We start from the raw sequence: 21,239 nt of genomic DNA on the forward strand, positions 1-21,239 counted from the left end.
TCAGCGCGCGGCGGAATAGTCGCGCGCTTGATGCATGGGCGCCAACGCGACCCGCGTTGACGGTTCAGGCGCAAGCGATCCCGTGATCAGCTTCATCTGTGGCCGCCGCGTCAGCCGGTAGACGGCGGCGGGCGGCACGTTCAGCAAGGCGCGATCCACGAGCTTTGCGCGCAGGCCCAGCCGGTCGAGCACGGGCCGCGGGATCGGACAGCTCATGCCATAGGTGAACTGGTAGAAGGCGCCGCCCGGGCGGACATAGCTGAACGCGCCGCCGAGGATCGAGATCACCTTGCGCCTCGACATGTTGAGCAGCGGCAGGCCGCTCACGACCGCGCCGACGGGGGCGCCGTCATAGAGGCGCTCGCTCACAAGACGTGCCGCGTCCATCCAGAGCACGCGCGATCCGGGAAAGCGCATCTGCAGGAGCTTCATGAAATCGGAGCCGTATTCGATCAGCGTGAGGTCCTGCGGACGGACGCCGCGTTTGAGCAGCTTGTAGGTGAACGCGCCGGTGCCGGGACCGAGCTCGAGAATCGGACCCGTCGTTGCACTGATCTCGCGCGTGATGAGATCGGCGAGCGCCGCGCCCGATGGTGCGATCGCGCCGACCCGGCGCGGGGACGACATCCAGGACATGAAAAACGAAAGAAAATCGTTGGGCATGCGCACTCCGGCATCTTGGTTTGCACCTCCTGAGATCAGAGGTGAGACGGATGCAGTGTCACGGGAGCGCATTGCGAGAGCATTGCGCTATGGAGTGCGAATGCGAATTGAATCAGCTCTGCCGCACTTCCGGCAGCGTCATCCGGAAACAGGCGCCGCCGTCGGGGCCGTCCGCCACCGAGACGTGGCCGCCATGCAGCTGCACGATCTCGCGCACCATGTTGAGGCCGAGGCCGGCACCGCGATCGAGTGGCGTCAGCCGGTAGAACGGCTCGAAGATCTGCTCGCGATGATCGGCGGGAATGCCGGCGCCTTCATCGGTGACCTCGATGCTCGCAGGCTGGCTGAGGCGAAGCCCGATCGTGCCGCGGCGCGGGCCGTGCTGGATCGCATTCTGCACGAGGTTGGTGAGCGCGCGCTCCAGCGCTGCCGCATCGCCAATCGTCTCGATCGGTGTTGCCGGCGCATCGAGGGCCAGCTCGTAGCCGGCCGCGATCGCCAGCGGCGCGAGGTCGGCAGCGACGCTTTGTGCAACGGCGACGAGATTGACGCGCGTGAACGGATGGCCGCAGCGGTCGAGCCGCTGGATATCGAGCAACTGCTCTGCGAGCGTCGCCAGCCGCGCCGCATCCTCCAGCAGGCGGGTCTTGTCCGGTCCGGGGCTAAGCGACTCCAGCCGCGTGTTCAGGATCGCGATCGGCGTGCGCAGCTCGTGCGCGGCGTCCGCAACGAAGCGCTTGTGGCGGGCATAGCCCTGATCGAGCCGCGCCAGCGCGTCGTTGATCGCGGTCACCAGCGGCACGACCTCCAGCGGAATGCGCTCCACCGGGAGCCGCGCGCCGCGCTGATGGATGTCGATGCGCCGCGCCTCGTCCGCTGCGCTATCGAGCCCCCTGAAGGCGCGCTGCACGATCATCGGCGTCGCAATGAACGTCGCCGTTCCCATCAGCAGCAGGCCGGGCAGGGCGATGCCGAGAAATGCAAGCGATGTCGTGAACAGCGCCTTGGCGCCGGTCAGGCGTCCTTGCGTCGCCGTGATGACCTGCACGTTGCCCGCATCGGTGTCGACCCGCTTCAGCCGCGCCGCCGGCTTGCGCGGATCGTCCTCGAACATCTGCCAGCCGAGCCGCGCCTGGCTGATCTGGTCAAGGCCACCGCCGATCGCAGCGAATGCGGCCGGCACGGTGCCTTCGCTGAGCGAATGTCCCTGCTTGTCACGGACCAGGAACCAGAGGTCCGGCGTCTCGCTGCGCAACTGCTGCAGCTCGGCCGTCGGGCGCAAGACCAGTCCACCTTGCGCCTCGCGCGTGAGCGCGCGCTGGACGACATCGATGACGCGGTCCTCGTCGCGCTCGGCCAGCACGAAGCCGGAGGCGCACAGCCCGGTCAGGACGACTGCAACCAGCGCGATCAGGATCGCGGCCTGAAGCGAGAGCAGGCGCCAGCTCAAGCGCGAGCGCAGGCAATAGTGATCGTCGTGTTTGCTCATGGAATCTTCTTGAGGAGATAGCCGACGCCGCGAATGCCGTGGATCTCGATCCCAGCGTTGGCGTCCGCGAGCTTTCGCCGGAGCCGCGAGATATGCGTATCCAGCGCGTTGGACTGGATCTCGTCGTCGAAATTGTAGACCGCCTCTTCGAGCGCCGAGCGCAGCACGGTCCGGCCCATGCGGCGGATCAACGCCTCGAGCACCAGCAGCTCGCGGCGGGGCAGCTCGAACGGCTCGCCGCCGATGCTGGCTTCGCGATGGCTGAGGTCGAAGGCGAGGCGGCCGGCACGGATGATTTCGGGGGAGAGGCCCGCGGGCCGCCGCAGCACGGCGCGCAGCCGCGCCAGCAGCTCCTCGACCGCAAACGGTTTGGCCAGATAGTCGTCGGCGCCGCTGTCGAGCCCGGCGATGCGGTCGGCGAGTTCGCCCCGCGCCGTGAGGACGATGATCGGCACACCGTCGGCCCGTGCGCGGAGCTTTGGGATCAAGGTGAGGCCATCGCCGTCAGGAAGCTGGCGGTCGAGCAGGACCGCGGCATGGACGTCGGCGGAAATGGCCTCCTCCGCCTCGGCGAGTGTCGGCGCATGGTCCACCACCATGTCGTAGCGCTTCAGCGCCGAGGCCAGCGCGCCGGCCATTTCCGCTTCATCCTCGACCAGCAAAATCCGCATGTGACAGGCACCTGATCCGCAACCGAGCCTTTGTAGCGGCCCGATCATTGCGGCAGCATTGCGGGAGTCTGGCGCAGCGTCTGAAGCTCAAGCCATGCGCAGAACGCCGCAGGGCCGGTCGGGCCGGGCTCAAGACACCGTCGGGGCGAGCCGCTATAACCGCCGGACCTGTTCAGGGAGGACATGAATGATCTACGAAATGCGCGTCTATCGTTGCGTGCCCGGCCGCCTGCCGGCGCTTTTGAAGCGGTTCGAGACGGCGACGCTGAAGTTGTGGGAGAAGCACGGCATCAAGCAGGCCGGGTTCTTCACCACGCTGATCGGCGAATCCAACCAGGAGCTGACCTATTTTCTGGCCTGGGATTCGCTTGCCGAGCGCGAGACGAAGTGGGGCAAGTTCATGACCGATCCGGACTGGATGAAAGCGCGCGCCGAGAGCGAAGCGGATGGCCAGATCGTCGGCAATATCGTCAGCCAGCTCCTGACGCCGACTGCCTTCTCGGCGGTGAAGTAGGAACCTGCAACGCAGGGGCGGCGCCGGGAGCCCCGGCGCAACCCTGATATTCTGATAGCCCGGGCCGAATGGGGTTGATCCGACCCTCATGGGGGCTATGGTCGCGCCGAAACGAGGGATTTGCCTTGAGCTCTTCGAATTCAGCTGCGCCGGTCGTCACCATTGGCAGGGTCAAATTCGGCAATGATCTGCCGATTGCGATCATTGCTGGACCCTGCCAGCTCGAAAGCCGCCAGCATGCGCTGGAGGTGGCCTCCGCGCTGAAGGAGATCGCTGCGCGGTTGAACATCGGCCTCGTCTACAAGACCTCGTTCGACAAGGCCAACCGTACCAGCGCGTCGGCGGCGCGCGGGCTGGGCTTGGCGCAGTCGCTGCCGATCTTCGCCGAAATCCGGTCGTCGCTCGGCCTGCCTGTCCTGACCGATGTGCACGAAGCCACGCAATGCGCCGAGGTGGCACAGGCCGTGGACATCCTGCAGATCCCGGCCTTCCTGTGCCGGCAGACCGATCTGCTGCTGGCGGCGGCTGCGACCGGCAAGGTCGTCAACGTCAAGAAGGGGCAGTTCCTGGCGCCCTGGGACATGGCCAACGTCGTGACCAAGATCACCAGCGCCAATAATCCCAACGTGCTCGTCACCGAGCGCGGTGCCTCCTTCGGCTACAACACGCTGGTCTCCGACATGCGTGCGCTGCCGATCCTGGCGCGCAGCACCGGCGCGCCCGTGATCTTCGACGCCACCCACTCGGTGCAGCAACCGGGCGGGAAGGGTACGTCCTCCGGCGGCGAGCGCGAATTCGTGCCGGTGCTGGCGCGCGCGGCTGTCGCGGTCGGCGTTGCCGGCGTCTTCATCGAGACCCATCCCGATCCCGATCGTGCGCCCTCCGACGGGCCCAACATGGTACCGCTGCGCGAGTTCGAGGGGCTGATCGCCAGGCTGATGGCGTTCGACGCGCTGGCAAAGAACCCGCGCTGATGCAGCACGGCGAGGCGGGGCCGCACGATCACGGCTTGCCGGCAGCGCTCTATGTCATTTCCGGAGCAAGCTTCGCAGCAGCGCTCTCGGCGCGCGCGCTCGATCCTGTGCTGCCGCACGTCGCCGAGGATTTCGGCGTCAGCATCGCGACCGCGGCGGCCTTTGCCGCCGTGTTCGCCTTCACCTTCTCGATCATCCAGCCGGTGATCGGCGCCGCGGCCGATCTGTTCGGCAAGACGCGGCTGATGATCGCATGCCTCGCGCTGCTGGGCCTTGCCAACATCCTGGGCGCGCTCTCGACCTCGTTCTCGGTGCTGTTTGCCACGCGCATCCTTGCAGGCATCGGCTCCGGCGGCGTGTTTCCGGTGGCGTTGAGCCTGACCAGCGATCTGGTCGGGCCGGAGAAGCGCCAGGTCGCGATCAGCCGCACGCTCGCCGGGGCCATGACCGGCAATCTGCTCGGCGCCTCGGCGTCCGGCCTGATCGGCGATTTCCTCGGCTGGCGCGGCGTGCTGGCGGTTCTCGGCGTGCTCGTCATCGTCGCCTCGATCGCGGTCGCCGCCGGCTTTCGCGGCGCGAAGGTCAAGCATCCGCCGAAGACGAGCCTGTCCGCGCTGAAGGCGGGCTATCGCACCATCTTCACCAATCCCAATGCCTATGTGTGCTACTCGGCCGTTTTCATCGAAGGCTGCTGCGTGCTCGGCCTGTTTCCCTACATCGCCTCGTTCCTGTTCGAGCTCGGGCAGACGTCGCTGTCGATCGCCGGCATCGTCATCGCGGGCTTTGCGGTCGGCGGCCTGTTCTACACGCTGACGGTGTCGCGCCTGCTGCCCTGGCTCGGCATGAAGGGAATGATGATCGCCGGCATGACGCTGGTGGCCTCACAGCTCATCGCCGTGGCCTTTGGCCCGCGCTGGGAGGTGCAGGCGCTAAGCCTCGTCGTGATGGGCTGGGGCTTTTACATCGCCCATGGCTGCCTCCAGGTTTTCGCCAGCGAGCTGTCGGTGGAGGCGCGCGCGACCGCGCTGTCGCTGCATTCGTTCTTCTTCTTCATGGGACAGACGGTCGGCCCGCTCGCCTACGGCTTCGGGCTCCAGCATGCCGGCAAGGTTGCGACCTTGCTCACGAGCGCTGCGATCATGGTGGTGCTGGGCCTCGTCTGCGCCCGGCTGCTCAAGCCGCGGGCACCCTCCGACGCGCGCTGATGTCCATTCGCGGACGTAACCCGGGCGTTGTCCCGCACCATGACACCACCGGCAACGTATACATGGCACACGAATTGCTTTTATTCTGGGCAAATCGAGGTGTGAGATCGTGGACGCCCAGACCAGCCGTTCCGCCAACGCAGCCAGCACGCCCCGCACGACCGGTTATCCTACCAGGCCACCGCTGCGGCGTTTCCTCACCGATTGCCACGCCGAATTCCGGACCGACAATTCCGGCCAGCTCGCCGACTACATCCCCGAGCTGAAGCGCGCCGATCCCGATCATTTCGGCATCGCGCTCGTCACCATTGACGGCCACGTCTACGAGGTTGGCGACAGCGATGTGCCGTTCACGATCCAGTCGGTGTCCAAAGCCTTCGTCTTTGCGCTGGCGCTGGAGATGGTCGGTGAGGCGCGCGTCGCGGCCACCATCGGCGTCGAGCCGAGCGGCGAAGCCTTCAACTCGATCCGGCTCACCAACGACAACCGTCCTTTCAATCCGATGGTCAACGCCGGCGCCATCGCCTGCTCTGGCCTGATCTACGAGGCGGACGGGAAGGGCGCCTTCGAGCGTGTCCGCGCCAAGCTCAGCCAGTTCGCGGGCCGCGAGCTCGGCGTCGACGAGGCCGTGCATGCCTCGGAGACCGCTACCGGCAATCGCAACCGCGCGATCGCCTGGCTGCTGCGGAATTACGCGGTGCTGCCCGACGACGTTGACGCCGTGCTCGACGTCTATTTCCGCCAATGCGCGATCCTGGTCACCGCGCGCGACCTCGCCGTGATGGCGGCAACGCTCGCCAATCGCGGCATCAATCCGGTCACGGGCGTCCAGGTCATCACGCCGAACATCGTCGCGCGCACGCTGTCGGTGATGACGAGCTCGGGCATGTACGATTATGCCGGCGAGTGGACCTATCGCGTAGGCATCCCCGCCAAGAGCGGCGTCGGCGGCGGCATCGTCGCGGCGCTGCCCTCGCAGCTCGGGCTCGGCACCTTCTCGCCGCTGCTCGACAACCATTTCAACAGTGTGCGCGGCCTGAAGGTCTGCGAGGCGCTGTCGGCGCGGTTCGACCTGCACATGCTCAACCGCAACGCGGACGTGCGCACCAGCATCATGGCGGATTACGACGTCTACGGCATCTCCTCGCGCCGCAGCCGCCAGCCGCACGAGCAGCAGATCCTCGACGAGCGCCACAGCGACATCTGCGTGCTCGAGCTGGTCGGCGCGATGAATTTCGGCACGATCGACTACGTCACGCGACGGCTCACCAGCGAGCCGCCGAATGCGCCGCTCCTGATCATCGATTTCCGCCGCGTTCCCGACATCACCGCGGCCGGCGCGGAGCTGCTCGGCGAGACGCTGACTGCGCTCGGCAATGCCGGCGTCACCGCTGTTCTGTCCGGCTTCGAGGAGAACTCGGCGGTGTGGAGTGCGATCGCCGCGCGCACGGCCGAGCCGCGCCGGCTGCGCCGCTTTCCGCTGCTCGATGATGCCATCGAATGGGCCGAGGATCAGGTGATCTACCGTTTCGGCGGCTTCACCGACGTCAAGGAGAGCGCGCATCTCGGCGAGCAGGCGCTGCTCGCCGAACTCGACGCGGAGGAGATCGCCGCGATCGTCAAGCTCTCGACCACGCGGCACTACGCGGCCGGCCAGCGCATCATCGCCGCCGGCGAGCCCGCCAATTCATTGTTCTTTCTCCAGAGCGGCATGGTCAGCGTGAAGCTGCGCAGCGGCGTGCGGCTCGCGTCCCTCGGCCCCGGCATGGAGTTCGGCGAGATGGCGATGCTGGAGCAAAGCCGCAGCGCCGACGTTCTCGCCGATACGCCCGTCACCTGCCTCGAACTGCCGCTCGACAGCTTTGCCGACTATCGCCGCCTGCACCCGGAGACGTCGCTGAAGATCATGCGCAACCTCGCCGCGATCCTGGCGCGGCGGCTGGTCGCGGCCAATGCGAAGGTCGATCTGCTCAGCGCGTATTAGGGCGCACCGGGAGCCGCGCTATTTCGCTCCACCAGCCGCGATCGGCTCCATGCCGCTTGCGATGATCACGTCACGGGCGGCCGGGGAGGCGAGGAAGTTTATCAAAGCGCGGCCGGCTTCGGGCTCCTTCGAACCGGTCGCGATCCCGGCCGAGAAGATCGTGATCTTCTGCAATTCGTTCGGCAGGGGACCTACGATGTCGATGCCCTTCACGGGCTTCAATTCGCTGATCTGCTGAAAGCCGAGTTCGGCCTCGCCGTGCGCGACGATCTCGCCGACCGGCGTTGCCGGAATCTTGCGCGCCTTGTCCTTCATGACGTCGGCAATGCCGAGCTTGTCGAACATCTCGGTCGAGACGTAGACGCCGCTGGCGCTGTCGGAATAGGCGATCGTCTTCGCCGCCAGCAGCGCGCGCTTGACCGCGTCGACCGAGCTGATGTCCGGCTTCGGCGCGCCTGATTTCACGGCGATCCCGATCGGCGATTTGGTGAGATCGACCTGGCTGCCGGCAACGACCTTGCCCTTGCTCGCGAGATCGCTGAGGGCGTAACCCACCATGATCAGGACGTCGGCCGGTTCACCGCGTTCGAGCCGCACGGGAATCGCGTTGGTGGTGGTCCCCATCGACGGCCCATATTCCGTCAGCACCTTGTTGCCGGTGGCTTTCTCGAACTCCGGCACAAGCACCTTGTAGGCAGCTGTCAATCCGCCCGAGATCATCACCCGGACCTCGGCAGCATCGGACGCACCGGTGAGCCACAGGACGGCCAGAAGACCGAAGGAAAGGTTCAGGGCAAGGTTGCGGAATGTTGCTGACGTCGATTTCATTGTTGTTCTTCTCCCATTAGCCCCGCCCGCGATAGGGCGCGACGCCTTGCTCGGGCACCCACAGGCCCTTCGGCACGCGGCCGGTCTGCCAGAACACGTCGATCGGGATGCCGCCGCGCGGATACCAGTAGCCGCCGATGCGCAACCACTTCGGCTTGATCTCGCTCGCGATGCGCTTGCCGATCATCACGGTGCAATCCTCGTGGAAGGCGCCGTGGTTGCGGAAGCTCGCGATGTAGAGTTTCAGCGACTTCGACTCCAGCAGCCATTGGCCGGGCGCGTAGTCGATCATCAGATGCGCGAAATCCGGCTGGCCCGTGACCGGGCAGAGCGAGGTGAATTCCGGCACCGTGAAGCGCACCAGATAGTCCGTGCCGGCTTGCGGATTGGGCACGCGGTCGAGCTGGGCTTCTTCCGGTGTGTGCGGCCACTCGACCGCGCGGCCGAGCTGGAGGGATTTTTTCGCCATCGTCGTCACATCCTGTTACGGATGCCGGGATGGACGTAATCGCGGCCGTCGTCAACCCGAGGCGGTCGTCTGGATCATGACGATCCGGTCGTTGCCGGACTCGCAGCCCCACAGCTCGCCCGGACGGCCGTCGAGCTGGCGGACATTGGCGTTGGCCTTGTCGCTGGCGAAGACGTTGAACTTCTCGGTGGCGGGATCGAAACGCACGATGGCATTGGCCGAAAAATCCGTCAGCCACACCTTGTCCCTGTCGTCGACATAGACCGCGTAGGCGCGGGGACGCTCGCCCGGCAGCTTCCATGTCTTCCAGGATCCGTCAGCGGGATCGTGCACGGAGACATGGCCGCTGTTCCACTCGCTGACCCAGATCCGGCTGTTCGAATCCGACCAGACTCGCCGCGCGCCCTGGTTGGGTGTCGGCGGCTCGACGACATGGGCGCTGCCCGTCGCAAGGTCGATCCTGGCGATATGGCTGCCGGCGAGCGAGGCGTACCAGACATCGCCCTTCGGCGTCACGGTGATGCCGTAGGGCCCGACGCCCCTCGGTGCCTTGAACACGTTCATCTCGCCCGATCTCGGCGCGAGGCGGCCGTAATATCCGGACTGGCCAGTGAACCAGTAGGTCCCGGTCTTGTCGAACACACCGGTGTTGAGATTGGCGGAGGCGAACTTTTCCGGCAGGCGGAACAGCGCGACCTTGAGATCGCCGGGATCGACCCGCGCGATCGCATTCTGGCCGCCTTCGGTGATCCAGGGGGCGCCGTCGGGGCCGATCGTCACGCCGTGCGGGGCGGCGCCCTGGCCGAGGCTGACCGTCTTGAAACTGCCATCCCGGGGATCGAGCCTGCCGAGCAGGCCCTTGCCCTGGGCGGTGAACCAGATCGTGCCGTCAGGGGCGGGCGCGAGATCGTGCAAGCCGATGCCGGCGCTAACAGGGAAATATTTCGTCCGGAACGGGGCCTCCTGCGCAAGACCTGGGCGGGCGGCAAGGACGGCGGCGCTTGAAGCAAGAAACTGACGGCGATTCATGGCGTTACCTCGACTCCTTGGGATTGAGGATGGACGCGCAGACCCGGCGTTCTCAAGTTTAGTATTAGGTGCTTCACGCGTCAGCCGAAGCCGGGGGTCCAAGCGTTCACATTTGCTTGCGGCCCGTGTAAGACCCGCGGCACCGATCAGCCCTAACGAACGGAAGTGCACATCATGACCGCCATCATCGACATCATCGGCCGCGAAATTCTCGATAGCCGGGGCAATCCCACCGTCGAGGTCGACGTCGTGCTGGAAGATGGCGCGCTCGGCCGCGCCGCCGTGCCGTCGGGCGCCTCGACCGGCGCCCATGAGGCGGTGGAACTGCGCGACGGCGACAAGGCCCGCTATCTCGGCAAGGGCGTCACCAAGGCGGTCGGCGCGGTCAACGGCGAGATCTTCGAGGCCCTGAGCGGCCTCGATGTCGAGCAGCAGGCGCAGATCGATCAGATCATGATCGAGCTCGACGGCACGCCGAACAAGAGCCGGCTGGGCGCCAACGCCATCCTCGGCGTCTCGCTCGCTTGCGCCAAGGCTGCCGCGAACTCGCTCGACATGCCGCTGTACCGTTACGTCGGCGGCACTTCGGCGCGGCTGTTGCCGGTGCCGATGATGAACATCATCAATGGCGGCGTGCATGCGGACAACCCGATCGACTTCCAGGAATTCATGATCCTGCCGGTCGGCGCGTCGTCCTTTGCCGAGGGCCTGCGCTACGGCGCGGAAGTCTTCCACACGCTGAAGTCGGAGCTCAAGAAGGCCGGCCACAACACCAATGTCGGCGACGAGGGCGGCTTTGCCCCGAACCTGCCGTCGGCCGACGCCGCGCTCGACTTCGTCATGAACGCGATCGGCAAGGCCGGCTTCAAGGCGGGCGCCGACATCGTGCTCGGCCTCGACTGCGCCTCGACCGAGTTCTTCAAGGACGGCAAATACGTCTATGAAGGCGAGGGCAAGACCCGCTCGATCTCCGAGCAGGCCAAGTATCTCGGCGACCTCGTCTCGCGCTACCCGATCGTCACCATCGAGGACGGCATGTCGGAAGACGACATGGACGGCTGGAAGGAGCTCACCGACCTCATCGGCAAGAAGTGCCAACTCGTCGGCGACGATCTGTTCGTCACCAACGTCAAGCGCCTCGCCGAAGGCATCAAGGCCGGCCGCGCCAACTCGATCCTGATCAAGGTCAACCAGATCGGCACGCTGACCGAGACGCTTGCCGCCGTCGAGATGGCGCACAAGTCGGGCTACACCTCCGTGATGTCGCACCGCTCCGGCGAGACCGAGGATTCCACCATCGCCGATCTCGCGGTCGCCACCAATTGCGGTCAGATCAAGACCGGCTCCCTTGCACGTTCCGACCGCACCGCCAAATACAACCAGCTCCTGCGCATCGAGCAGCAGCTCGGCAAGCAGGCGCTCTACGGCGGCAGGGCGGCACTGAAGGCGCTGGCATAAGCCGGCGCCTTAGCAAACACAGGGGAAGATCGACATGAGCGACGGCAAGACCGGACTGCAACTGCGTTCGCTAATCAAGAAGAGCGGTGAGCTCGAGATCTCGCTGGTCGACGTGCCGACCCCCAAGCCCGCGGACGACGAGGTCGTCGTCCGCGTCGAGGCGGCGCCGGTCAACCCGTCCGACCTCGGCCTGCTCGTCGGCGCCGCCGACATGAGCACGGCCAAGGCGTCCGGCACTAAGCAGGCGCCCGTCATCACGGCAACTGTGCCGCAAGGCGCGATGCGCGCGATGGGAGCGCGGCTCGACCAGTCCCTGCCGGTCGGCAATGAAGGTGCCGGCGTCGTCATCAAGACCGGCTCGTCGGATGCCGCGAAGGCGCTGATGGGCAAGACGGTCGCCATGATCGGCGGCGCCATGTATTCGCAGTACCGGACGATGAAGGTCAGGGATTGCCAGCCGCTGCCCGAGGGCACCACGGCGGCAGAGGGCGCGTCCTGGTTCGTCAATCCGCTCACTGCGCTCGGCATGACCGAGACGATGCGGCGCGAGGGCCACAAGGCCCTGGTGCACACCGCGGCGGCCTCCAATCTCGGCCAGATGCTGAACAAGATCTGTCTTGCCGACGGCATCCCGCTCGTCAACATCGTGCGCAGCCAGGAGCAGGCGGAGATCCTGAAGAAGATCGGCGCCAAATACGTCGTCGATTCCAGCAAGCCGACCTTCCTGGACGATCTCACCAATGCGCTGGTCGAGACTGGCGCCACCATCGCCTTCGACGCCATCGGTGGCGGCAAGCTTGCCGGCGACATCCTCAACTGCATGGAAGTCGCGATCAACAAGACCGCCAAGGAATACAGCCGCTACGGCTCCAGCGTGCACAAGCAGGTCTATGTCTATGGCGCGCTCGATGTCCGTCCGATCGAGCTGCCGCGCGGCTTCGGCATGGCCTGGGGCGTCGGCGGCTGGCTGCTGACGCCGTTCCTCCAGAAGATCGGTCCGGCCGATATCGGACGGCTGCGCCAGCGCGTCGTCAATGAACTGAAGACCACCTTCGCCAGCCACTACACCAAGGTGGTGTCGCTTCAGGAGGCACTCGATCCCGCCAACATCGCGGTGTACGCCAAACGCGCCACCGGCGAAAAATTCCTCATCAACCCGAATAAGTCGTGACGGACGGCGTCCAGGCCTGATCGAATTTATGCCTGAGCCGTGGGGCGAACAACGATCTCGCCGACGTCCACGCTATCCGGCTGCGCTATCGCGAAGGCCATCGCCTCCGCGATAGCGCTCGCCGGAATGGCCATCGCCTTCATGCTTGCCTGTCCTTGTTCCCGTAGCGCCGAATCCGTCATGGAGGACGGCAGTTCGGTGTCGACATAACCGGGTGAGATGGTCGTCACGCGAAGGGACGGGCCGGCCTCCTGACGAAGCCCTTCGGAAATCGCCCTGACGGCATTCTTCGACCCCGCATAGACGGCCATTGTCGGAACGATCTTGATGCCGGCGGTCGACAGGGTGTTAACGAAATGGCCGAAGCCCTGACGACGGAAGACGGGCAGGGCCGCGGCGATCCCGTAGAGCACGCCCTTCACGTTCACGTCGATCATGTCGTCCCAGTCGTCGACCCTCAGATCGTCCAGGCGCGAAATCGGGGCAATCCCGGCATTGTTGATCAGGACGTCCAGCTTCCCGTATCGGTCCGTGGCAAGTCCGACGAGCCTGGCGACATCCTCGCGTTGCCTGACGTCGGTGACGAGGAATGATGCCTTTCCGCCCTTTGAGGCGATGCTCGCGGCCAGCATCTGCAGCCGGTCGGCGCGCCGTGCGCCGAGGATCACGATGGCGCCACGTTCTGCGAGATGCCGGGCGGCGGCTTCGCCAATTCCGCTGCTCGCGCCCGTGATGGCGATGACCTTGCCTGCGATGCCCGTCATAGATGTTCCATGCAATTCGTTGCGAGATGAACTTCGCATCGGAAGCGAGGATGATCTATGCTCGAAATGCTCGAAAATCGTCGAGATCGGATCAAGCCTTGGACAACCCCTCGGAAAGGCACAAGACCCTGGACCCGCTGTCTCAGGTCTTCTCGCTCCTGAACGTTCGCGCTGCGCGTTGCACGAGGTTCGAGGCGGGCGGCAATTGGTCGTATCGGTTCCCGGCCAAACCCGCCCTCAAGTTCGGCGCGGTCATCCGAGGTGATTGCTGGATCGATTTCGGCGACGAAGCCCACCATCGGCTTGCCACCGGCGACTGCTTTCTTCTGGCCAATGCACCGGCCTATGTTCTGGCCAACGACCAACGCCTTGCTCCCGAAGACGGTATAGCGGCGTTCGATTGGACGCAGTCGGATGTCGCGCGTCATGCGGGCAGCGACACCGTTCTGCTTGCCGGCAGTTTCGGTTTCGAAGCGTCGGACGCCGGATTGCTGCTCGATGCGCTCCCCCGCTTTCTGCTCATACCGTCGCGCAGTCCGTCGGCACCCGTCATTCATTCCACGCTCGAGATTCTCGATCTTGAAATCAGGGGGACGGGAATCGGAGCGGCCGTACTCACCGACAGGCTTGCCGACGTCCTGCTCGTCCAGGTGCTCCGCGCGGCGCTGGATCAGAGTGCCGGCGAGGGTTTGGGATGGATCAACGCGCTGGTCGACGCCAGGATCGGCAAGGCCATCAGGCTGATGCACGAAGACGCCGCTCACCCCTGGACACTGGAAGCATTGTCCGAAGCGATCGCCATGTCGCGATCCGCATTTTCGAAGCGGTTTAGGTCGCTGGTGGGGCTGGCGCCGCTCGACTACCTCCTCCGATGGCGAATGCGACTTGCACGCGATCTGCTTCGACGTGGAGCGACCGTTTCGGCAACGGCCGCGCAGCTTGGATATTCGTCGGATAGCGCCTTCGGACACGCCTTCAAGCGAGTCTACGGCCATGCGCCGAAGCGATACTGGCGCGGACAGGCCACGGGCGAAAAATTCCCCAACGCCCCGAATAAATTATCGTGATGTGCGACGGCGCATCACCGAAAGAAGGACTTGCCTTCTGGGCGAAGCCGGGGATTATTCCCGCCGCCGTTGAAAGCGGAAAAACCGCAAGGCGCTCAGAAGGGGACTTCATTCCATGACCGATCTCAATCGTCGTCACCTGCTCGCAGGCGTCGCCGCCGTCGGTGCGGCCGCCGCCACCGGACTTCGCCCGACCATTGCCAATGCTTCAGTGCCGCCAGCCGGGACGCAGGCGCCGGGCTTCTATCGCTACAAGGTCGGCAGCTTGGAGTGCACCTCGATCAACGACGGCGCGCGCACTTTCCCGATGCCCGACAAGTTCGTCGTCAATGTGCCGAAGGAAGAAGCCGCGGCCGCCGGTGAAGCCGCTTACATGCCCAAGGGCATGGTTACGGTGCCGTTCAATCCGCAGCTGATCAACACCGGCTCCAAGCTCGTGCTGATCGACACCGGCAACGGCGTCGCCAATCTCGAGCCGAGCAAGGGCGCCGTCGGCCGCACCCTGCAAAACCTTGCCGCCGCTGGTGTCGACCCGAAGAGCATCGACGTCGTGCTGCTGTCGCATCTGCATCCCGACCACACCAACGGCATCCGTCTGGCCGACGGCGCGCTCGCGTTCCCGAACGCGGAGATCATGGTGCCGGGCAAGGACTGGGAATTCTGGACCAGCGAGGACAACGCCGCCAAGGCCGAGTCCAATCCGATGATGAAGAATTACTTCGCCAACGTGAAGAAGACCTTCGCCGGACTCGAGTCCAAGGTGACGAAGTACGATTGGGGCAAGGAAGTGGCGCCTGGCATCACCTCGATCGCGACGCCCGGCCATACTCCCGGCCACACCTCGTTCGCGGTTGCCTCGGGCGATGCCAAGGTGCTGATCCAGTCCGACGTCACCAACATTCCGGAGTTCTTTCTGCGCAATCCGGACTGGCACGTGATGTTCGATGCCGACGCCGCGCTGGCGCAGGCGACGCGCCACAAGTTCTACGACATGGCGGCGGCGGAGAAGGCCACCGTGATCGGCTTCCACTTCACCTTCCCCTCGGTCGGTCATGTCGAGAAGGACGGTGCCAAGTACCGCCTGATCCCGTCGGCCTGGAATCCGACGATCTGATCGCCCTTGCAGATTTTGTGCGAAACATCAGGCCGCCGCTGGGCGGCCTGATTGTTTTGCAGCGTAGCCGGGCCTCAATATCTGCTTTCGCGAAACGCAGCGTTTCCAAATCGGACCGGTTCATGCACTTGCATCCATCGATCCGGATCGCTTAAGTGCCGCGCGGCACTTCCCCTCAAGGTTTCAAGGACACCCCATGGCCTACAAAATCGTCGTTATCGCCGGCAGCCTGCGCAAGGACAGTTTTTCGCTGAAGATCGCCAATGCGCTCGCCAAGCTCGCGCCTGATACGCTCAAGCTCGAGGTCATCACGCCGGCGGGCATCTCCTTCTTCAATCAGGACCTCGAGGGCGCGCCGCCCGCGGATTGGCTGGCCTTCCGCGACAAGCTCCAGAAGTCCGACGGCGTCATCTTCGTCACCCCCGAATACAACCGCGCCATTCCGGGCGCCCTGAAGAACGCCATCGACGTCGCCTCGCGGCCCTATGGCAAGAGCTCGTTCAACGGCAAGCCGGTCGGTATCATCTCGAACTCGCCGGGACCGCTCGGTGGCGTCAGCGCCGCCAAGACGCTGCAGACCATCCTGCCGGGCATCACAGGCCCGATCATGCAGCAGCCCGAGACCTACCTGAACGCTGTCGGCGATGCCTTCGATGCCGAGGGCAACCTCACCAAGGACTCGCTGAAGGGCGTGCTGCAGGCCTACATCGACGCCTTCGCTGCGCACGTGGCGAAGCATCACGGGTGAACACACGCTCTCGTCATGGCCGGGCCTGACTCGGCCATGACTACGACGCGGGTAGGGGCGTTAGCGCTCCCTTAACCAAGCTGCCCCATCTTCCCGAGATGGTCTCCCGCGCGCGCCTGAAATCGATCCTGACCGGTCTTGCCCTCTATGCGATGGCGGCCGCCATCGTCGGCTATTTCGGCGTCAACGCCTATACCGGCAAATACGGCCTCAACGCCCGCCAGGAGCTCGACCAGGAGATCATCGCGCTGACGAGCGAACTGGCGCAGCTCAAGCGCGAGCGGGCTCGGAGCGAGCAGCGCGTCTCGCTGCTGCGCACCTCGAGGATCGATCCCGACATGCTGGATGAGCGGGCACGGTTCCAGCTCGACTACGTCAATCCGCATGATCTCGTCCGGATGATCCCGCCGAACTAGCGTTTTCGCGCGATTCGAAACCGGCATCGAAAGCCGGCGGCCGGGAGCTCCTAGCGTGCTTCTCCACTACATCGAACGTCGCAAGTCTGCGGTCGCTTTGCCGCCTTGACGGAGCTTTACCGGCGGGGGCATGGCTTGTTCGACGCGCGGCCTCCAGGGTTGACGGAGATCAATAAGGCCCTGCCGGCACGACTTAAGAATGCCACCCGGAGGAAACGGTGATGAATGGGCAAGTCCCCCAGCATCACGCGGCCCGTGTCGAGGCCGCCATTGCATCAGGCCAGGCGGCTCGTTCCGCGCTCGTGGCCTCCTGGCGCCGTTCCTCCCGATTGCATCATCTCGACCCCTCCGGCCGCGGCCTGCCGAAGCGGCTGACGGAGGCGGAACTCCGCACGGCGCGCGAGCGCATCGCGCCGCTGCTGGCCGCCGCGCAGGGCGCCATGGACCGGCTCTATCAGGCGGTGGGTGCGGCCGGCTGCTGCGTGCTGCTTGCAGACGGCGAGGGGGTGCCGGTCGACCGTCGCGGCACGCCCGCGGACGATGCGACGTTCCAATCCTGGGGCCTGTGGACCGGCGCGCTCTGGAGCGAGGAGCACGAGGGAACCAACGGCATCGGCACCTGCGTCGTCGAGCAGCGGCCGCTGACGATCGACCGCGACCAGCACTTCTTCACCCGCAACACGCTTCTGAGCTGCACTGCGGTTCCGATCTACAACCACGAGGCGGCCTTTGCCGGTGTGCTCGACGTCTCCTCCTGCCGCGCCGACCGGACCGATGCGTTTTCCAGCCTGATCGCACTGGCGGCGGGCGAGGCGGCCAAACGCATCGAGGCCGACATGTTCCGCCGCGCCTTCGCCCATGCCCGCATCGTGCTGACGCCGGCTGCGGACGGCCAGTGCGGCGGCCTCGTGGCCGTCGATGCGGACGATCTCGTGATTGGCGCGACCCGCTCCGCCCGGGTGGGACTTGGCATTGGACTTGGCAATGGAATTGGGATCGCGCCCGGCCGCCCGTTGCGGCCAGTGCCTGCGGCCGATCTGCTCGGCGGTGATGTCGCGCATGACCACCTTGCCGGCGGTCAGCGCGCGGTGTTGCAGCGGGCGCTGCTCCGCGCGGGCGGCAATGTTTCCGCCGCCGCCAAGGCCCTCGGCGTCAGCCGGGCCACGCTGCACCGCAAGCTCAAGCGGTTCGAGCTGAACCACTGAACTCAGCCGTCATTGCGAGCGCAGCGAAGCACTCCAGAATCTTTCCGCGGAGGGACTCTGGATTGCTTCGCTGCGCTCGCGATGACGACATGGAGGCTGCGAGCACCCCATCTCGCGCTGCCTCGCCGACGACTGTCGCAGAACTGCGACAGGTCCGCGCCGCCATCGCTCCCGACCGGGCTGACAGAAAACGCCTCCCGCATCATCGTCTGCGCAAGTCGCGAACAGGCGACGACAAGCGCAAACAGCAACATCGGGAGTGATCAATGAACAAGGTGGAATTCCTGGGCGTCACCCAGCATCCCTTCGCCGAACGCTATGACAATCTCATCGGCGGCAAGTTCGTCCCGCCGGCTGCCGGCAAGTATTTCGACAATGCCTCGCCGGTGAACGGCCAGGTCGTCTGCAAGATCGCGCGCTCCGACGCGCAGGACGTCGAGGCCGCCCTCGACGCGGCGCATGCCGCCAAGGGCGCCTGGGGCCGCACCAGCGTCGCCGAGCGCGCCGCGATCCTGAACAAGATCGCCGACCGCATGGAAGAGAATCTCGAGCGCCTCGCAATTGCCGAGACCTGGGACAACGGCAAGCCGATCCGCGAGACCCGGGCCGCCGACCTGCCGCTCGCGATCGACCATTTCCGCTATTTCGCCGGCGTGGTGCGCGCCCAGGAAGGCTCGATCGGCGAGATCGACCACGACACCATCGCCTATCATTTCCACGAGCCGCTCGGCGTGGTCGGCCAGATCATTCCCTGGAACTTCCCGCTGCTGATGGCCTGCTGGAAGCTTGCGCCTGCGCTGGCCGCCGGTAATTGCGTCGTGCTCAAGCCCGCCGAGCAGACCCCGGCCTCGATCATGGTCTGGGCCGAGATCATCGCCGACCTGCTGCCGGCAGGCGTGCTCAATATCGTCAACGGTTTCGGCCTCGAGGCCGGCAAGCCGCTGGCGTCCAGCCCGCGCATCGCCAAGATCGCCTTCACCGGCGAGACCTCGACCGGCCGGCTGATCATGCAATATGCCAGCCAGAACCTCATCCCTGTGACGCTGGAGCTCGGCGGCAAGTCGCCGAACATCTTCTTCAAGGACGTCACCGCCGAGGACGACGACTTCTTCGACAAGGCGATCGAGGGCTTTGTCATGTTTGCGCTGAACCAAGGCGAGGTTTGTACCTGTCCGAGCCGGGCGCTGGTTCACGCCGACATCTACGACCGCTTCATGGAGCGGGCGCTGAAGCGCGTCGCCGCGATCAAGCAGGGCGATCCGCGCGTGGCCGACACCATGATCGGCGCGCAGGCATCGAGCGAGCAGCTCGCAAAGATCCTCTCCTACATCGACATCGGCAAGCAGGAGGGAGCCAAGGTGCTGGCCGGCGGCGGTCGTGCCGAGCTCGGCGGCGACCTCGCCAAGGGCTTCTATGTCCAGCCGACGGTGTTCGAAGGCCACAACAAGATGCGCATCTTCCAGGAGGAGATCTTCGGCCCGGTCGTCTCGGTCACGACCTTCAAGACCGACGACGAAGCGCTCGCGATCGCCAACGACACGCTCTATGGCCTCGGGGCCGGCGTCTGGAGCCGCGATGCCAACCGCTGCTACCGCTTCGGCCGCGCGATCCAGGCCGGCCGGGTCTGGACCAACTGCTACCATGCCTATCCCGCGCATGCGGCCTTCGGCGGCTACAAGCAGTCGGGTGTCGGTCGCGAGACCCACAAGATGATGCTCGATCACTACCAGCAGACCAAGAATCTCCTGGTCAGCTACAGCCCGAAGAAGTTGGGTTTCTTCTGATCGGGCAAGATCTGTTCAGGCAGGAGAGGGCGGCGCACCCCTGCGCCGCCGTTCCACCGTCATCCATCTGTCAGAGAATTGGGACAAGACGGCAGCGCCGCGCCTATCCGGGTTCGGCGCTGTCGGCATTCGCAGCAATGCCGGGCAAAGACGGAGGCTTGGCGATGCGGAACATTCGTTCACGGCGGACAATGTATGTTGGGGCGATTCTGTTCGGGGCCGCGGTGCTCCCGCTGTCGATGGCCTTCGCGCAGACCGCTGCGGCGCCATCAGGCGCAAAACCCTTCCTGACCGTCGATGGCAAGGCGCCGCTCGTCCTCGGCCATCGCGGCCTGCCGGGACTGGTGCCGGAAGAGACCGAGGCGTCGTATGACCTCGCTTCTGCCGTCGGGACCGACGCGCTCGAAGAGGATTTGCACCTGACCAAGGATTGCGTGCTGGTCGTGCGGCATAATCCCTGGCTCAGCGACAACACTGACATTGCCGAGGTCGCGAAGACCAATGCGACCGTAGCCGCGCGCAAGCGCACGATGCCCGGCGTGCGCGTCAAGGCGCCAGCTTCCCCGAGCGCGCCTGCCGATTACCTGACGGACCTCACCGATCCGGCTGATCCGAAATCGGTGCTGAAGTCATTGATCGTGGACGGCGAGGACCACACCAACGACTGGTCGATCACCGATTTCACTATGGCCGAGCTGAAGGAATGGATCGCCGGCACCACCTATGACGCGGCCAACGAGCGGCCGAAGGTCTTCAATGGCAAGCTCCCGATCATCAGCTTCCAGGACGTCATCGACATCGCCAAGGCCAAGAGCAAGGAGACCGGGCGTTCGATCCTCGTCTACCCCGAAACCAAGAACCCGACCTGGAACAATGCCCAGGCGATCGCCAATGGCTGCGGCCCGGCCGGCAGTCATCCGCTCGAAGATGCCCTGATCAAGATCATCAAGGACAACGGCCTCAACACCAAGGACGCGCCCATCCTGGTCCAGAGCTTCGAGCCCGGCAGCCTGAAATATATGCGCAGCCACGGGCTCCAGACGCGGCAGGTCCAGCTGATCGACGGCAACGGTATCGACTTCAAAACCGGCAAGGTGCTCCTCAACAACATCACGAGCTCGCGTCCGTTCGACTGGACGGTTGCGGGCGATGCGCGCCTCTACGATGCGATGCTGACCCCGGAGGGCCTTGCCGAGATCAAGACCTATGCCGACGGCATCGGTCCGTGGAAGGCCTATATCGTTCCACTCAAGATCGCGCCGTGGAAGGACAGCAACGCCGACGGCACGCCCTACAAGGGATCGACGCCGGAGGCTTCGACGCAGGACCCGACCAGCCTCGTCACCGATGCGCACAAGCTCGGCCTGTTCGTGCATGTCTTCACATTCCGGAACGAGAAGAAATATCTCGCAGCCGACTATCGCGGTGATCCCAGCCTTGAATATCTCAAATTCTTCCGGCTCGGCGTCGATGGGGTCTTCAGCGACTTCACGCATACCGGCGTCGCTGCCCGCGCAGCGTATTTGCGCGAGCTGGGCTGGTAGGCGGCACGGCGAATCGGACGCGTGCGAGGGTTCAGACCCGCGGATAAACGCGTCCGAATTTCGTTGCGTGCATGGCACGCGCCACGTTCGCTGGCGCGTGAGCTAAAGTTGCCTGATCAAGCCTAAAGGTTTTGCAAAGTTT

20 protein-coding genes are annotated in these 21,239 nt (G+C 65.2%); 13 read left to right on the plus strand and 7 right to left on the minus strand.

Annotated features, from left to right (window positions below; translation table 11 throughout):
* The 3 genes from QA649_RS22645 to QA649_RS22655 all read right to left on the minus strand — a co-directional run bounded on the left by QA649_RS22645 (position 1) and on the right by QA649_RS22655 (position 2,823).
* Complete coding sequence (locus tag QA649_RS22645) at positions 1-663, minus strand: rRNA adenine N-6-methyltransferase family protein (protein ID WP_283019142.1); 663 nt, start codon at positions 661-663, stop codon at positions 1-3.
* A gap of 112 nt (positions 664-775) precedes the next feature.
* On the minus strand, positions 776-2,152 hold the full coding sequence (locus QA649_RS22650; RefSeq protein ID WP_283019143.1) for a HAMP domain-containing sensor histidine kinase: 1,377 nt from the start codon (positions 2,150-2,152) through the stop codon (positions 776-778).
* Complete coding sequence (locus QA649_RS22655; RefSeq protein WP_283019144.1) at positions 2,149-2,823, minus strand: response regulator transcription factor; 675 nt, start codon at positions 2,821-2,823, stop codon at positions 2,149-2,151. The genes QA649_RS22650 and QA649_RS22655 overlap by 4 nt, the downstream gene beginning before the upstream one ends.
* A gap of 187 nt (positions 2,824-3,010) precedes the next feature.
* Between QA649_RS22655 and QA649_RS22660 the strand changes: the two genes are divergently transcribed.
* From QA649_RS22660 to glsA, 4 genes are all read left to right on the plus strand, one after another.
* Positions 3,011-3,337 carry an NIPSNAP family protein gene (locus QA649_RS22660; protein ID WP_283019145.1) on the plus strand — a complete coding sequence of 109 codons (327 nt, stop codon included), beginning with the start codon at positions 3,011-3,013 and terminating at the stop codon, positions 3,335-3,337.
* Positions 3,338-3,462: 125 nt separating this feature from the next.
* The gene (gene kdsA, locus QA649_RS22665) at positions 3,463-4,311 is read left to right on the plus strand and encodes a 3-deoxy-8-phosphooctulonate synthase (protein WP_283019146.1); all 849 of its coding nucleotides are present in this window, start codon (positions 3,463-3,465) and stop codon (positions 4,309-4,311) included.
* Complete coding sequence (locus QA649_RS22670; RefSeq protein ID WP_283019147.1) at positions 4,311-5,516, plus strand: MFS transporter; 1,206 nt, start codon at positions 4,311-4,313, stop codon at positions 5,514-5,516. Before kdsA ends, QA649_RS22670 begins: the two co-directional genes overlap by 1 nt.
* Before the next feature lie 109 nt (positions 5,517-5,625).
* Positions 5,626-7,500 carry a glutaminase A gene (glsA, locus tag QA649_RS22675; protein ID WP_283019148.1) on the plus strand — a complete coding sequence of 625 codons (1,875 nt, stop codon included), beginning with the start codon at positions 5,626-5,628 and terminating at the stop codon, positions 7,498-7,500.
* 18 nt (positions 7,501-7,518) lie between these two features.
* Here glsA and QA649_RS22680 read toward each other — a convergent pair whose 3' ends face one another.
* Genes QA649_RS22680 through QA649_RS22690 form a run of 3 tightly spaced genes read right to left on the minus strand, consistent with a single transcriptional unit; the run spans position 7,519 to position 9,826 of the window.
* A complete protein-coding gene (locus QA649_RS22680) occupies positions 7,519-8,328 on the minus strand; it encodes a substrate-binding domain-containing protein (RefSeq protein WP_283019149.1) in 810 nt (269 codons plus the stop codon).
* Positions 8,329-8,344: 16 nt separating this feature from the next.
* Complete coding sequence (gene queF / locus QA649_RS22685; RefSeq protein ID WP_074120056.1) at positions 8,345-8,797, minus strand: preQ(1) synthase; 453 nt, start codon at positions 8,795-8,797, stop codon at positions 8,345-8,347.
* A gap of 51 nt (positions 8,798-8,848) precedes the next feature.
* Positions 8,849-9,826: a lyase gene (locus QA649_RS22690; protein WP_283019150.1), complete on the minus strand. Its 978-nt coding sequence runs from the start codon at positions 9,824-9,826 to the stop codon at positions 8,849-8,851.
* A 174-nt stretch (positions 9,827-10,000) separates the two neighbouring features.
* On the opposite strand from QA649_RS22690, the gene eno reads away from it, so the two are divergent.
* Both eno and QA649_RS22700 read left to right on the plus strand, forming a co-directional pair.
* The gene (gene eno, locus QA649_RS22695) at positions 10,001-11,284 is read left to right on the plus strand and encodes a phosphopyruvate hydratase (RefSeq protein ID WP_283019151.1); all 1,284 of its coding nucleotides are present in this window, start codon (positions 10,001-10,003) and stop codon (positions 11,282-11,284) included.
* 34 nt (positions 11,285-11,318) lie between these two features.
* Positions 11,319-12,455 (plus strand): zinc-binding dehydrogenase, encoded by a 1,137-nt coding sequence (locus QA649_RS22700; protein WP_283019152.1) that lies wholly within the window; start codon positions 11,319-11,321, stop codon positions 12,453-12,455.
* A gap of 26 nt (positions 12,456-12,481) precedes the next feature.
* Here the strand turns inward: QA649_RS22700 and QA649_RS22705 are convergent, their stop codons facing one another.
* Positions 12,482-13,219, minus strand: coding sequence for an SDR family oxidoreductase (locus tag QA649_RS22705; RefSeq protein WP_283019154.1), 738 nt, complete (start codon positions 13,217-13,219; stop codon positions 12,482-12,484).
* 98 nt (positions 13,220-13,317) lie between these two features.
* Between QA649_RS22705 and QA649_RS22710 the strand changes: the two genes are divergently transcribed.
* The 7 genes from QA649_RS22710 (at position 13,318) to QA649_RS22740 (ending at position 21,097) form a co-directional block, all read left to right on the plus strand.
* The gene (locus QA649_RS22710; RefSeq protein ID WP_283019155.1) at positions 13,318-14,286 is read left to right on the plus strand and encodes an AraC family transcriptional regulator; all 969 of its coding nucleotides are present in this window, start codon (positions 13,318-13,320) and stop codon (positions 14,284-14,286) included.
* A 115-nt stretch (positions 14,287-14,401) separates the two neighbouring features.
* Positions 14,402-15,400, plus strand: a complete 999-nt coding sequence (locus tag QA649_RS22715; RefSeq protein WP_283019156.1) for an MBL fold metallo-hydrolase — start codon at positions 14,402-14,404, stop codon at positions 15,398-15,400.
* A 196-nt stretch (positions 15,401-15,596) separates the two neighbouring features.
* A complete protein-coding gene (locus QA649_RS22720) occupies positions 15,597-16,148 on the plus strand; it encodes an NAD(P)H-dependent oxidoreductase (protein ID WP_283019157.1) in 552 nt (183 codons plus the stop codon).
* 98 nt (positions 16,149-16,246) lie between these two features.
* A complete protein-coding gene (locus QA649_RS22725; protein WP_130366516.1) occupies positions 16,247-16,564 on the plus strand; it encodes a septum formation initiator family protein in 318 nt (105 codons plus the stop codon).
* Between the two features lie 221 nt (positions 16,565-16,785).
* The gene (locus tag QA649_RS22730; RefSeq protein WP_283019158.1) at positions 16,786-17,769 is read left to right on the plus strand and encodes a GAF domain-containing protein; all 984 of its coding nucleotides are present in this window, start codon (positions 16,786-16,788) and stop codon (positions 17,767-17,769) included.
* 266 nt (positions 17,770-18,035) lie between these two features.
* On the plus strand, positions 18,036-19,553 hold the full coding sequence (gene adh, locus QA649_RS22735; protein ID WP_283019159.1) for an aldehyde dehydrogenase: 1,518 nt from the start codon (positions 18,036-18,038) through the stop codon (positions 19,551-19,553).
* 164 nt (positions 19,554-19,717) lie between these two features.
* A complete protein-coding gene (locus QA649_RS22740) occupies positions 19,718-21,097 on the plus strand; it encodes a glycerophosphodiester phosphodiesterase family protein (RefSeq protein ID WP_283019160.1) in 1,380 nt (459 codons plus the stop codon).
* Positions 21,098-21,239: the final 142 nt, after the last annotated feature.

It is taken from the genome of Bradyrhizobium sp. CB1717 (assembly GCF_029714325.1).
In the GTDB taxonomy this organism is placed as follows: Bacteria; Pseudomonadota; Alphaproteobacteria; order Rhizobiales; family Xanthobacteraceae; genus Bradyrhizobium.